General features: G+C 73.3%; 13 protein-coding genes and 1 pseudogene. 6 read left to right on the forward strand and 8 right to left on the reverse strand.

The annotated features are described in order from the left end of the window. Nucleotides 1-257: ATP-binding protein (locus tag AB0F71_RS29030; protein ID WP_360240153.1), on the forward strand; the 257-nt coding region annotated here is incomplete at its 5' end. A 100-nt stretch (nucleotides 258-357) separates the two neighbouring features. Here the strand turns inward: AB0F71_RS29030 and AB0F71_RS29035 are convergent. Further along, nucleotides 358-1,047: an alpha/beta hydrolase gene (locus AB0F71_RS29035; protein WP_360240156.1), complete on the reverse strand. Its 690-nt coding sequence runs from the start codon at nucleotides 1,045-1,047 to the stop codon at nucleotides 358-360. Between the two features lie 404 nt (nucleotides 1,048-1,451). After that, nucleotides 1,452-1,631: a DUF1918 domain-containing protein gene (locus AB0F71_RS29040; RefSeq protein ID WP_360240159.1), complete on the reverse strand. Its 180-nt coding sequence runs from the start codon at nucleotides 1,629-1,631 to the stop codon at nucleotides 1,452-1,454. Nucleotides 1,632-2,509: 878 nt separating this feature from the next. On the opposite strand from AB0F71_RS29040, the gene AB0F71_RS29045 reads away from it, so the two are divergent. Next, nucleotides 2,510-3,700: a S8 family peptidase gene (locus AB0F71_RS29045; RefSeq protein WP_360240162.1), complete on the forward strand. Its 1,191-nt coding sequence runs from the start codon at nucleotides 2,510-2,512 to the stop codon at nucleotides 3,698-3,700. A 107-nt stretch (nucleotides 3,701-3,807) separates the two neighbouring features. Here the strand turns inward: AB0F71_RS29045 and AB0F71_RS29050 are convergent, their stop codons facing one another. After that, nucleotides 3,808-5,013 carry a PQQ-binding-like beta-propeller repeat protein gene (locus AB0F71_RS29050; RefSeq protein WP_360240165.1) on the reverse strand — a complete coding sequence of 402 codons (1,206 nt, stop codon included), beginning with the start codon at nucleotides 5,011-5,013 and terminating at the stop codon, nucleotides 3,808-3,810. Nucleotides 5,014-5,159: 146 nt separating this feature from the next. On the opposite strand from AB0F71_RS29050, the gene AB0F71_RS29055 reads away from it, so the two are divergent. Next, on the forward strand, nucleotides 5,160-5,561 hold the full coding sequence (locus tag AB0F71_RS29055) for a VOC family protein (protein ID WP_360240168.1): 402 nt from the start codon (nucleotides 5,160-5,162) through the stop codon (nucleotides 5,559-5,561). Between the two features lie 35 nt (nucleotides 5,562-5,596). Here the strand turns inward: AB0F71_RS29055 and AB0F71_RS29060 are convergent, their stop codons facing one another. The 3 genes from AB0F71_RS29060 to AB0F71_RS29070 form a co-directional block, all read right to left on the reverse strand. Beyond that, nucleotides 5,597-6,160 carry a hypothetical protein gene (locus AB0F71_RS29060; protein ID WP_360240171.1) on the reverse strand — a complete coding sequence of 188 codons (564 nt, stop codon included), beginning with the start codon at nucleotides 6,158-6,160 and terminating at the stop codon, nucleotides 5,597-5,599. Nucleotides 6,161-6,255: 95 nt separating this feature from the next. Then, a complete protein-coding gene (locus AB0F71_RS29065) occupies nucleotides 6,256-7,152 on the reverse strand; it encodes an aldo/keto reductase (protein WP_360240174.1) in 897 nt (298 codons plus the stop codon). Further along, nucleotides 7,149-8,042 (reverse strand): NAD-dependent epimerase/dehydratase family protein, encoded by an 894-nt coding sequence (locus tag AB0F71_RS29070; RefSeq protein ID WP_360240178.1) that lies wholly within the window; start codon nucleotides 8,040-8,042, stop codon nucleotides 7,149-7,151. Before AB0F71_RS29070 ends, AB0F71_RS29065 begins: the two co-directional genes overlap by 4 nt. Before the next feature lie 164 nt (nucleotides 8,043-8,206). Here AB0F71_RS29070 and AB0F71_RS29075 point away from each other — a divergent pair, with 164 nt between their 5' ends. After that, entirely contained in the window at nucleotides 8,207-9,178 is a 972-nt protein-coding gene (locus AB0F71_RS29075; RefSeq protein ID WP_360240181.1) for a LysR family transcriptional regulator, read from the forward strand. A gap of 27 nt (nucleotides 9,179-9,205) precedes the next feature. Here the strand turns inward: AB0F71_RS29075 and AB0F71_RS29080 are convergent. Both AB0F71_RS29080 and AB0F71_RS29085 read right to left on the reverse strand, forming a co-directional pair. Continuing rightward, nucleotides 9,206-9,801: pseudogene (locus tag AB0F71_RS29080) on the reverse strand (transposase); the annotation flags it as partial. Nucleotides 9,802-9,804: 3 nt separating this feature from the next. Next, nucleotides 9,805-10,515, reverse strand: coding sequence for a TetR/AcrR family transcriptional regulator (locus AB0F71_RS29085; protein ID WP_360240184.1), 711 nt, complete (start codon nucleotides 10,513-10,515; stop codon nucleotides 9,805-9,807). Nucleotides 10,516-10,646: 131 nt separating this feature from the next. On the opposite strand from AB0F71_RS29085, the gene AB0F71_RS29090 reads away from it, so the two are divergent. Both AB0F71_RS29090 and AB0F71_RS29095 read left to right on the forward strand, forming a co-directional pair. Then, nucleotides 10,647-11,366 (forward strand): NAD(P)H-binding protein, encoded by a 720-nt coding sequence (locus tag AB0F71_RS29090; RefSeq protein WP_360240187.1) that lies wholly within the window; start codon nucleotides 10,647-10,649, stop codon nucleotides 11,364-11,366. Nucleotides 11,367-11,442: 76 nt separating this feature from the next. Further along, nucleotides 11,443-12,255: a nucleotidyltransferase domain-containing protein gene (locus tag AB0F71_RS29095; protein WP_360240190.1), complete on the forward strand. Its 813-nt coding sequence runs from the start codon at nucleotides 11,443-11,445 to the stop codon at nucleotides 12,253-12,255. Nucleotides 12,256-12,313 lie beyond the last annotated feature (58 nt).

The raw sequence follows: 12,313 nt of genomic DNA on the forward strand, positions 1-12,313 counted from the left end.
TGCACCTCTCCCTCACCACCACCGCGCGCCGGGGCACCACCCTTCGCATCGAGATCAGCGACCCCAGGGGCGACAGGCCCCCCGTCCTCCCCGTCCTCCCCGTCATCCCCACGCCGCACGCCCAGTCCGGCCGGGGCCTGCTCCTCATCAACGCCCTCAGCGACCGCTGGGGCACCATCCCCCGTCACCCCAACGCCAAGACCGTCTGGGCCGAACTCGACCTCACCGATGCCGATGCCGCCCCCGATGCCAACTGAACCCCGCCATAGCCGGACCTCCGGCACCTCGCGCCCGTGAACCACGAGGAGTGGGAAGTCGGCCCCACCGACTTCCCACTCCTCCCGCGCGCCAGGGCTGCTACCGCGCGGCGCGGTATGCCTCCAAGCGCTCGGCCAGTTCCTTCGGGTGGCCGAGCATCGGCATGTGGTCGCCGGGCAGCTCGTCCGGCTCGATGCCGAGCCGCTCGACCGTCACCCGCCGCATGAACTCCACCGGGAAGAAGCGGTCACCGGCGGACAGCAGGGCCTTGGTCGGCACCTGCGGCCAGGCATCCAGCGGCCACGGTTCGCCGAACGGCTGCGCCGCCTGGGTCCGCTGATGCTCCGCCATCAGTTCGGCCGCGAGGGGCGCCGGGGTGTCGTGCAGGTAGAGGGTGACCGGGTCCTCCTCGGTGCCCTCGGGAACGCCCCGCCGCCGGTCGGCCTCCTGCCGGGCCGCTCCGTACCCGGTGTTGTCCCACCATGCGCCGGGCGTCTCGCCGGGGGCCGGGATCTGGGCCTGGAGCATGACCAGCAGATCCACCGGGACCCGCGCGCACACTAGCGGCCCGGTGAAACCGCCGAACGAGTGCGCCACGACGACGAGTTCGGTCAGGTCGCCGATTGCCCCGACCACCGCGTCCGCGTACTCGGCGAGCCCGGCGGACTCGTCCTCGCACGGCAGGTCCGGCGCGATCACGTCATGGCCCCGGTCGCGCAACTCGGCGGCCAGTGGCCCCCAGTACCAGGAGTCCGCCGCCGCGCCGTGGATCAGTACGTACGTCGCCACCGTGCCCAACCTCCGTCGTTCGTCGCTCCGGACATCGCTCGCCTCCGGCGGAACCTACTCCGGCGCTTCGAGGACCGGCCCGCGCCGACGCGCGTCGCAACCGTCAAGGGCCGCCCGGCGGAGCACCCGGACTGTGCCGGAACGCGATAACTGCTGCGGGGGCGGGCGGCCGGAGGGCTACTGCCACCGTAAGACCGGCCGACGGCCACAGTCCCGGGCATGCTGTCGGCCCCGCACGGTCGAGGCCCGCGGCCGTGCGGGCCGTCCTCCGACAGCCCCGCGACGTTGGTGACAGCCATCGGGTTCCAGCACCCGTTCTCATCCGGGTGCTTGGTCGCCCGGAACTTCACCACGCGATCCTGCCGGTCGAGGATCTCGAGGATCTCGAGGGGCGGGGAGCCTGCTCAGCTGGCGATCACGGCGTCCGGTCCCGGCATGACCAACGCGGTGTGCCCGTTGGGGTAGCGGACCAGGTAGGGAGGTGCGCCGTCCTCGCCACGCACCTCGATGATCTCGGCGCTGTTATCGGTCTGGCCCGGGATCCTGCTCGGGAGCAGGATCGTGTCGCCGACGTTGGCCTTCATTCGATGTCCTTCCTCTTCAACCTGGACTACGTGCCCCCCACCCTGTCCGCCCGACCCCGACGAGACGAGGCAAGATCCACACCGTTCACCCGGTCGGGTGACATCAGCCGGAAGCTCCACCAAGAAGTCCCGTCGGCTGCTTACGCCGTGCCGTCTGCCTCCTCGTCCTGACCCAGGTACACGACCGAGGGGATGAGGAACATCCGCGTCAGATCGTGCGCAGCCCGCCGGCGGCCATCGCCGCCAGGTAGATCGCGTCCTGGTGGTGTTCCATCCGCTCGACCAGGCCCTGCGGTCCCTGCTGCGACACCCACACTGCGCCGTCGTCCTTGCCTCCCCCCGCGGCGGCTCCGCGCTCCGTCCTCACAGGCCACCGCGCACACTCCTGGCCGGCGGGCCCGCTCAGCAAGTAGTCGGGTCGGCCTCCGGGGACGGGTCAACGGTCGGCATGCCCAACTTCCGTGGTGGTCCAGCGGCCAGTCTCGCCAGCGCCAGCCGACCAGCAGGTCAGCGGCCTGCTCCCGGGCCTGCCGCAGCCGTGTGCGGCGCCATCTCACGGAAGTTGAGCCAGAACCTGACGTCGGGAGGCGTCCGTCTCCCGGCCTGTTCGAATGCGGTCCGGGCAGCAGAGTGCCGTGGGAGTCAGGCGTACGGGTGATTTCGCGGCGGCGGCCGTGCTGGGGTGCTGCGCATGGTGCCGGTGGGAGTGATCGTTTCCGCAGCGGGAGTGGTCCTGATCCATGACCTGGGCCACGCGGCGGCAGATGGCTCAAGTCGTTTCGGTGGCCGGTCCGATGCAGTGCAAGGGCCGTGGCCTGGGGCCACCGGTTCCGGTCGCTGCTCAGCCCGTCCCTCCGTTCCAATCCAGGGAGATCTCCTTGCGTCTGTTCGTCATGGCCGCGCAGTTGACTGCTGCCGCCGCTCTCGCCCTGATCCCCGTGGCAGCCGGCTCCGCAGCGGCATCAGCACCTGCACCGTCCCCGGCTCCGCTGCTGAGGTCCGCGGACGCCATTCCCGGCCGGTACATCGTCACCCTCGGCAAGTCCCTCGATTCGAGGAAGCTCACCGGGCTTATGGGGCTGAGGCCGACGTTCACCTACACCTCCGCGGTCAACGGGTTCGCCGCGGCCCTTACCCCGACGCAGCTCGAAGCCGTCCGGAAGGCCCCCGGAGTGGAATCGGTGCAGGAAGACGGCTGGGCGACCGGCAGGTCCGTCTCCTCGCCCGGGAGCCTGCAGAGGTCACCGGCCCAGTCCTGGGGACTGGACCGGATCGACCAACGCTTCCTGCCGCTCGACAACGACTTCTCCGCGCGCGCCAGCGCTCAGGGCGTGACCGCCTACATCGTCGACACCGGCATCGACTTCAAGCACCCCGATTTCGGAGGCCGCGCGCGGGCGGGTTTCGACGCGATCGGTGACGGCCGCAACGGCGCGGACTGCAACGGCCACGGCACACACGTCGCCGGTACGGTCGGCGGTACAGCCTCTGGCGTCGCACGGAAGGTGAACCTGGTCAGCGTTCGGGTCCTGGACTGCGACTCACGCGGCGCCTGGTCGGGCGTCATCGCGGGCTTCGACTGGGTGGCCCGCAACGCCAAACAGCCGGCTGTCCTGAACGCTTCCCTCAGCGGCGACCGACTGGAGTCGCTCAATGCCGCCGCCACGGCCGTGTCCGACCGGGGCGTCCTGCCGATCGTCGAGGCCGGCAACGACAACAGGGACGCCTGCGGCGTCTCACCCGCCTCCGCCGCCCGGGTGTTCACGGTCGGCGCCACCAACCGCTTCGACGAGGAGACCGACTTCTCCAACTGGGGCGACTGCCTCGACCTCTACGCCCCCGGGAAGGACATCGTCTCCGCGAAGCTCGGCGGCGGCAGCATCGCACTCGACGGCACCTCGATGGCCGCAGCGCACGTCGCCGGAGTCGCCGCCCTTTACAAGTCCAAGCACCCCGACGCGCTCCCGGCCGAGGTCACCGACTTCCTGGACGACGTGTCCACCAAGGACATCGTCCGGAACCTGAGCAGCAACAGCCCGAACAAACTGCTGTTCACCAACGGCCTCTGACCAGACCACTACACCCGGTTCCAGACACCCCTTGGGGGCGCGTCCGGTGCGCGGTCGATGTGACGAGGCGTCATGGAGGTCGATCGCCACGACGTGCCGGGGGCGCCTCAGGTCAGGGTGCCCAGGGCGTGGAGGCCGGTGCGGCTGCTGCGGTAGACGGTGGAACCGGCGGCGGCCAGCGAGACACGGGTGTACCCGGTGTCGGAGCGGAGGTTGTCCGGGGCGTCCTGCCAGCGCGGGCTGCCGGTGGCGAGGTCGAAGGCGAACAGCCGGTCGTCGTTGGTGCCGACGTACGCGGTGCCGTTCGCGGCGAGCATCGAGCTCTGCCCGCGGCCCAGGCCCAACGTCACGGTGGCCGTCCAGCGCGGCTCGCCGCTCTCTGTGTCCATCCCGACCAGCTGCGTCCCGCTGAGGAAGCAGACCGTTCCGTCCGCGGCCGACAGCGGGCGGTCGCTCGCGCCGCGCTGCATGCGCTGCCAGCGCACCCGGCCGGTGGCCGCCTCCAGGGAGCAGACCCACGTGGTGGTCGCGGTCCCGCCGGGGTACGTGAGCAGAACGGCGCCCCGGTGGACGACGGGGGTGCTGTTGACGCCGGGGACGGTCTCCTGCACCCAACGCTGCTCGCCGGTGCGCGCGTCGAAGGCGCGGGCCGCTGCCCCGCCGGTGTACACGGCGTCGCCGTCCGCGGCCAGGAAGCCCCCGGCGCCCGACGTCGTGCTCCAGCGCTCCGTGCCGGTGGCCGGGTCGTAGGCGTGGAGCGCACCCCCGTGGACCGCGAACACGCCGCCGCCACCGGCGGCGAGCGGCTCCTGCCCGACGGGCAGCTCGGCCCACTCCGGCACCGGCACCTGCCAGCGGACCTCACCGGTGGCGGCGTCCAGCGCCCGCAGTCCGGTCGAGGCGGCCGTGTACACCGCGCCGTCGCCCGTCGCCGACGGACGGCCGCCCATGCCGTCGGTGTCCGGGGTGGGCGAGTCGACCACCCGGCTCCAGCGGACGGCGCCGGTGCGCGGGTCGAGTGCGTGCAGGGTGCCGTCGTACCCGGAGACGTAGAGGCCCTGCCGCGGGCCGTCGGCCAGCAGGACCCGCCCGGTCGCGGCGGTCGTGCTCCAGAGCCGGGGGCCGTGCTCGGCGTCCCGGCCCGCCCACCAGCGGGCCCCGCCCGCGACGGCCAGCGCGCCGATGCCGCCCGCGGCGCTCAACAGCAGCCGCCTGCGGTTGATCTGGTTGGCCTGGTTGGCGTGGTTGGCCTGGTTGGCGTGGTTGGCGTGGGGGCGGGCCGGCGGGTTCTGGGCTGCTGCTTCTGGAGTCACTCCGTACAGGACCTGGTACCCGGCCGGATGGTTCCCGTGGCCGCCCCGTGGCCGCCCCGGGTGCGCCCCGGGGGCCGTCGCCGGGTGTGCGGAGCATCGCGGGAACCCGGTGGCGGCCGGTGCGGGAATCGGGGAGGCTCGGGCGCATGGTCTCGGTATTGCAGAACGTGGCGATCGACTGCGCCAACGCCTATGAGCTGGCCCGCTTCTGGAGCGAGGTGACGGGCCGACCGCTCGGCCCGGAGGACAAGCCCGGGGACGAGGAGGTGGCGGTGATGCTCACGGAGGGGCCGGTGCTGTATTTCAGCCAGGTGCCCGAGCCCAAGACGGTCAAGAACCGCCTCCACCTGTGCCTGCGCCCGGAGGGCCCGCGCGACCAGGAGGTGGCACGGCTGCTGGCACTCGGCGCCACCCTCGTCGCCGACCGCCGCGAGCCGGACGGTGCCGGGTGGGCCGTGCTCGCCGACCCCGAGGGCAACGAGTTCTGCGTGCTCCGCAGCGCGGCCGAGCGGGCCGCCATGGAGTCGGAGGCGGAGGCGGAGGCCTGAGCGCCTGACCCGCCGGGGCCCGTGGCTGGTCGGGGTCAGTGGATGTACGGCTCGCCGATGAGGGTCGCGCCGACCTGGGCTGCCAGCCACTCGGCGTGGCGGTCGTCGCCCGCGTGGAGGTAGAGCATGTGGTGCGGCGTCCACGGGTGGTCGAGGCCCTCGGCCTCGTGATGGGTGTTGACCTGGAGGTGGGCGTGTCTCCGGGTCCACGACAGCCCGAGTGCGGGCACGGCCGGCCAGCAGAGGTCGTTCCAGTGGACCTGGAGGCGGTCGTGGACGCGCAGTGCCGCGTGGGTGGCAGCGCGGGCGTGCTGGGGGGTGGGGAGTTCGAGATAGGCGCCGTAGTCGTCCTCGGGCGGTACGGGGGCGTCCTCCGGCGTCTCCGCGGACTTCCGGATCCCCTCGTGGACGCGGGCCTCCGGGACGGCTTCCAGCAGTTGCTTGAGTGCCGTCCTGGTCGGGACTCTGGCCCAGAGCTCGGTTCCGTCGATCCGCTCGGATTCGGCGACGGCGCCGAGTGCGAGGAGCCGGTCGGCGAGGTCGAAGACGGCGTCGAGGTCGGGGGTCCGGAGCAGCGGGAAGACGAGGTTGTGCGACATGCCGCCCAGTCCTACCGGGCGCGATCGTGGATCACCAGCGGATATTTCGCGCCCGGACGACCTCCCGTCCGGCACTACGGCTGCAGTGTGTGCGACTACAGGTGCAGTGTCGCCAGTTCCTCGGCCGTCAGCACGAGCCCGGCCGCGGCGGCGGAGTCGCGGATGGAGGCGGGGCGGCGGGCGCCGGGGATCGGCAGGACGGCGGGGGACTGGGCGAGGTGCCAGGCCAGGCAGACCTGCTGGGGGCTGACGCCCCGGGCGCGGGCGAGGGTTTGGAACGGGGTGTCGGTCGCCGGTGCGGCGGCCCCCGGATCGTCGACGGCGCTGGCGGAGATGCCGCCGAGGGGGCTCCAGGGGAGGAAGGCCAGGCCGAGTTCGGTGCACAGGTCGAGGGTGTCGCGGGTGGCGGTGTACGCCGGGGAGAAACGGTTCTGCACGGAGACCAGGTGCGGGCCGAGGATGTCCCGGGCGGTGCGGATCTGCGCACAGTCCACGTTGGAGACGCCGACCAGCCGGATCGTCCCCGCGTCCACCAGCTCGCGCAGCGCGCCGACCGACTCGGCGAAGGGCACCGCCGGGTCCGGCTTGTGCAGCTGGTAGAGGCCGATGGCCTCTACGCCCAGCCGTGCGGCCGAGGCCCGGGCGGCCCGGCGCAGGTGGCGCGGGTCGCCGTCGACCGTCCAGCTGCCGTCGCCGGGGCGCCCCCGCCCGCCCTTGGTCGCCACCAGGACGTCGTCCGTGCCGCCGCCGTACGCGGCGAGGGCGCGGGCGACCAGGCGCTCGTTGTGGCCGACCTCGTCCGCGTGCCAGTGGTAGGAGTCGGCGGTGTCGATCAGCGTCACGCCCGCGTCCAGGGCGGCGTGCACGGTGGCGACGGCATGCTCGTCGGCCGGGCGCCCCTCGACCGACAGTGGCATCGCGCCGAGGCCGATCGCGCCGACGCTGATGCCACCGACCCGGCGGGTGGCGGGAGTTGCGGGGATCGTGGTCATGCGCGGGCCTCCTTGACGGCCTGGGGCAGCCAGTCGGTGACGGGGGAGAAGCGGAAGCCCTGGTGGGCCGACCGGCCGGTGTCCATCGCGTAGCAGCGGTCGAAGGAGAACGGAGAGTGGTGCCCGCCCGCGTCGGCGACGGTCAACTCCGGCTCCAGGCCGACCACCTGGCCGACGACCTCGCACAACTCCCGTACGTCCAGGGCCTCCGGGGAGGCCGCGTTGACCGGACCGGTGAAGTCCGCCCGCGCGGCCCAGGCCAGGAACCGGGCGATCTCCGGCGCGTGGACGAAGGACGCGCGCTGCGGCGACGGGTGCACGGCCACCGGCAGGCCGCGTCCGATCCGCTCCACGTAGTGCGCCAGCCGCCCGGTGAAGTCGGCGCCGCCGAGGACGTGCGCGGTGCGGACGGTGACCAGCTCGAAGGGTGCCAGCCGGGTGAGCAGGGCCTCCGCCTGGCGCTTGCCCTCGGCGTAGTGGGCCGCCAGGAACCCCGGCTCGGACCAGGGAAGTTGCAGGTCCACCCGCTCGGCCGACAGGTCGAGCGCGGGCTCCGGCAGCGGTGCGCCGCCGGGGCGGCCGAGGTGGGCGTAGACCTCGACGGTGGAGGTGAGCAGGTAGCGCGGGGTGCGGTCGGCGAACACCCGCGCGGCGGCGGCCGCCTGGACGGGCGTGTAGCAGACCTGGTCCACCACGGCGTCGAAGCGCCGGTCGCCGAGCGCGGCGTTCAGCGCGGCCTCGTCGTCGCGGTCGGCGCGCAGGTGGGTCACGCCGTACGGGGCGGGGGCCGAGCCGCGGTTGACCACCGTCACCGCCGCGCCCGCGTCGCGGAGCTCCTCGATCAACTGCCTCCCGAAGTACCGGCTCCCGCCGATCACGCACACGTCCACCGTCTCGATCCCCTCTGCCGGGCCCGGTTCGTACCGTGCCGTCCCCGTGCCGTCCCTGTGCCGCGCCGCCCCGCACCTCTGCGGGCCGGCTCCGGTGGTCAGCCTGCCGTGAGCCGGACGACAGCAGTAGTGTCGACCTGGAGCCCTCGTCATAAGGAGAACTGTTGATCGACGTCCAGCGGCTGGCCGTACTGCGCGAGGTCGCCCGCCGCGGCAGCTTCAACCAGGCGGCGCAGACCCTGCACTGCACGCCCTCGGCCGTCTCCCAGCAGGTCGCCGCACTGGAGCGCGGCCTCGGCGCGCCCGTCGTGGAGCGCTCCACCCGGGGCGTCACCCTCACCGACGCGGGCCGCCTGCTGGTCGAGGCCGCCGACGCGATCGCCGCCGAACTCGCCGACACCCGGCAGCGGATCGACCGGCTGACCGCCGAACGGACCGCCCTGACCATCGCCACCTTCGCCAGCGGCGGCCGCCGCCTGCTGCCCGCGGCACTCGCCGCCTTCGCCGCCGACCACCCCGAGGTGGAACTCACCGTCCTGGAGGCCGAACCGGAGGAGAGCCTGCCCGCCGTCCGCGAAGGCCGAGCCGACCTCGCCCTCGCCTACCACCTCGACGGGCCGCCGCCCAGCCGCCCCGGCGACCGCTCCGGCCTGGACTGGACCCCGCTCGGCGCGGACCCGCTCCGGGTCGTCCTGCCCGTCCGGCACCCCGCCGCGATCCGCTACCGGGACCGTCCCGAACCGCCGCACCTGGCCGAACTCGCCGACCAGCGCTGGATCCTGGGCTGCCGCAAGTCCGCCGGCCAGCTCGCCCACCACGCCGCCCTGGCCGGCGTCGAGCTGCGGATCTCCTGCACCGCCACCGACTACGAGTTCGCCCAGTCCCTCGTCCGCGGCGGGATCGGCATCGCCCTCATCCCCGAGATCGGCCTCGCCCCGCACCCCGACCTGGTCGCTCTCCCCCTCGCCGAACCCGGCCCCCGCCGCCACCTCGGCCTCGCCCTCTCCCGCCGCCGCCGGGGCCACCCCGCCCGCCTGGCCGAGGACCTGGCCGCCCGCCTGGCCGGGGGCGTGGCCGCCCGCCTGGCCGGGGGCGGGGCGGGAGCGTCCGCCGCTCGCACAACGGCCGCCTCCTGACGCGACGGGCCTTCCCCGCCGCCGTGTTCACGGCCGGGCCCGACCGTCCGGGCCTGACGGCCGGACAGTCGGAGGTCGGGCCAGTTTGCGGAAGGCCTCGTGGATGTCGTCGCGGATGTCCCGGCGGATCCGTAGGCGTCGGAAGCCGTGCAACCAGGCATTGGTTCGCTCGACCCACCGCACGGCTCCGAGGCCGGAGCCGTGCGGCACTCCCCGGCGGGCGATCACCGGCTTGATACCCCGCTTCCAGAGCAGGCGGCGGTCTTGTCGAAGCTTGTCGAAGTCGTAGCCCCAGTCGGCGAACAACTGCCTCGGCCGATGACGTGGCCGACCGGTCTTTTCGTGGATGCGGGGGATCGCGTCCAGCAGTGGCGGCAGTTGGGTCACGTCGTGGCGGTTGCCGCCGGTCAGGGTGATCGCCGGCGGCGCGCCGCGACCGTCCGTGATCACGTGGTGTTTCGAGCCCGGCCGAGACCGGTCGACCGGGCCCGGTCCCGTTCTGGGCCGCCGCGACGGGCCCGGCGGTGCGAGCCGTCGATCTCGTGCCAGTCTCGGAGCCGGCGCCAGCAGGTCATGCCGGAGCCGAAGCCGAGCTCCTTCGGCAACCACTCCCACTGGATCCCGTCCTAGCGGCCGAGGTTCAAGGTCCGTACCAGCTGGTCGAGTTCGGAGCGGAACAGCTTGTCCGGCGCGAAGGTCTGGGCGCGCAGGTGGCCGTAGACCTCCAGGGTGATCAGGCCGTGCAGGTGGCCCCAGATCCGCAGGGCCAGGGCGACTCCGGCGGGGGGTAGGTCGGGGAAGGCCGGGCGGACCTTGTGGAGCAGGCCCGGGTCGAAGTCGTCCCAGGTGAACCCGGACTCGTCGGGGGCCGGTTCGGTGCCGGCCCGGGCCGCGTCCGCGAGCGCGGCGATGCCGACGCAGACCCGTCGGGCGGCGTCCGGTGCGGGGCCGCCCGCCGGGGCCTGGTAGCCGGGGACGGGGTCGCCGTAGATGAGTCGGAAGCCCTCGGGGTTGGTGAGCGCCCAGTCGCGGAAGGCGTGCGCCCAGGCCGTGATGCGTTCGGCAGGGGCCCGGCGGGCCGAGTCGGCCCAGGCGGTGTCGACGGCGTCGGCGAGCGCGGTGTAGACGTCCGCGATGAGGGCGGTGACCAGGTCGTCGCGGGTGGCGAAGTAGCCGTAGATGGCGTTGGCGGTCATGCCCATCTCGCGGGCGATGGCCCGCAGGGTGATCGCGTCCGGGCCGCCGGAGCGCATCAGGTCCAGGGCGGTGAGCTTGATCTCGGCGGTCGTCTCGGCCCGCAGTCGCTCGCGTCGTCCGGTGCTTCGGGTGGCTGCCACGGGCTCACTCTACCGTGCGGCTCTACGCCGTCACCTTCCTGATTGCCGTTCAGAAACTTCACGCCGTATAGTTTTCGCACGGCGTGAGGATCCCTGGGGTTTCCCGCGCCGTCCAGCCACCATGACCACGCATGAACCAGGGGAGAACCATGCACATCGGCGTCATCGGAGCCACCGGGACCATCGGCAGTCGGGTCGTCACCGAGGCCCTCGGGCGCGGACACCGCGTCACGGCGTTCAGTCGCGATGCGGCGGCGATCACCGACCGGCGCGAGCACCTGACCTGGTCGAGCCTCGACGTCCTCGACCCGGCGGGCATCGCCGCCGTCCTGCCCGGTATGGACGTCCTGATCAGCGGCTACCAGCCGGGCAACGCCTCGAAGGACTTTGCGGACACCGTCCGGCGCTCCATCGCCGACCCGACCGTCTACGCCGCTGCCGCCAGGGCCCTGCTCAAGGCCCTGGAGAGCCACCCGCGCACCCGGCTGATCGTCATCGGCGGCGCCGGCAGCCTGGAGCTCGAACCGGGCGTCGTCCGCGCCGACCGCGACGAGCTCGTCCACGCCTCCCTCGACGAACTCGGCCTCCCGCGCGAGTACGCGGCAGCCGTGCGCGGCCACCGCGAGGCGCTGGACGTCCTGCGCGCATCGAACCGGCTCTGGACGTATTTCAGCCCCGCCGAGCAGATCGGCCCTGGTGAGCGCACCGGCCGGTTCCGGGTCGGCGGCGACCAGCCGGTGCTGGACGCGGACGGGATGAGCCGGATCTCGGCGGAGGACGCCGCCGTCGCGCTGGTGGACGAGGCGGAACTGCCGCGCTTCGTCCAGCGGCGGTTCACCGTCGGGTACTGAGGAGGCCTAGGGGAGAGGCCGCGCCGGGCCCGAAATGCGCCGGCCCGGCCGCCGTGGATGCGCGAGAATTCCCGCCATGCAGCCGATCACCGAGCACATCGCGCACATGGCGGCCCGACTGGCCGAAGTCCCGGGCGTGGTGGGGGTGATGCTCGGCGGCAGCCGGGCGCGCGGGGAGCACCGACCGGAGTCCGACTGGGACCTCGGCGTCTACTACCGCGGCGACCTCGACCTCGCGGCCCTGGGGGAGCTGGCGGGCCCAGGGGTCGAGGTCGCCGGGCCCGGCGGCTGGGGGCCGTGGGTGAACGGCGGGGCGTGGCTGCGGGTCGACGGGGTCGCCGTGGACTGGATCCTGCGGGACCTCGACCGGGTCGAGCGGGTGTGGGCCGACTGTCGCGCGGGCCGCTACGAGGTCGGCGTGCAGGCCGGGCACCCGCTCGGGTTCTGGTCGCCCTGCTACGTCGGGGAGCTTGCGCTCGGTCGCGTACTCGCCGACCCGACAGGGGAGTTGGCCGGCCTCCGGGCCCAGGCCGCGGACTATCCCGAGCCGCTGCGCGCGGCCCTGACGGCCGGGGCCTGGGAGGCGGAGTTCCTGGTCGGCGCGGCGGCGAAGGGAGCGGAGCGGGGCGACGTGCTGTACGTCTCGCTCTGCCTCTCCCGGGCGGTCGGCGTGCTGGTGCAGGCGCTGTACGCGCGGGACCGCCGCTGGTGCCTCAACGAGAAGGGCGCGCTGGCCGTCGCCGGTCAACTCGACGGTGTGCCAGCGGACTTCGACGCACGGGTGCGTCAACTGCTCGGCTCCGCCGGGGAGACCCCAGCGGCACTGACCGCGACGGTGGAGCGGGCGCGGCAGTTGGTCGGGGAGGTGGTGGGGGTCCTGCGCGGATGACCGCACGCGCTCCCCGCCACTTTCAACCTATAGCGCACGAGGGGCCTTGCCGCAAGGC

The organism is Kitasatospora sp. NPDC028055, from assembly GCF_040637885.1.
In the GTDB taxonomy this organism is placed as follows: Bacteria; Actinomycetota; Actinomycetes; order Streptomycetales; family Streptomycetaceae; genus Kitasatospora.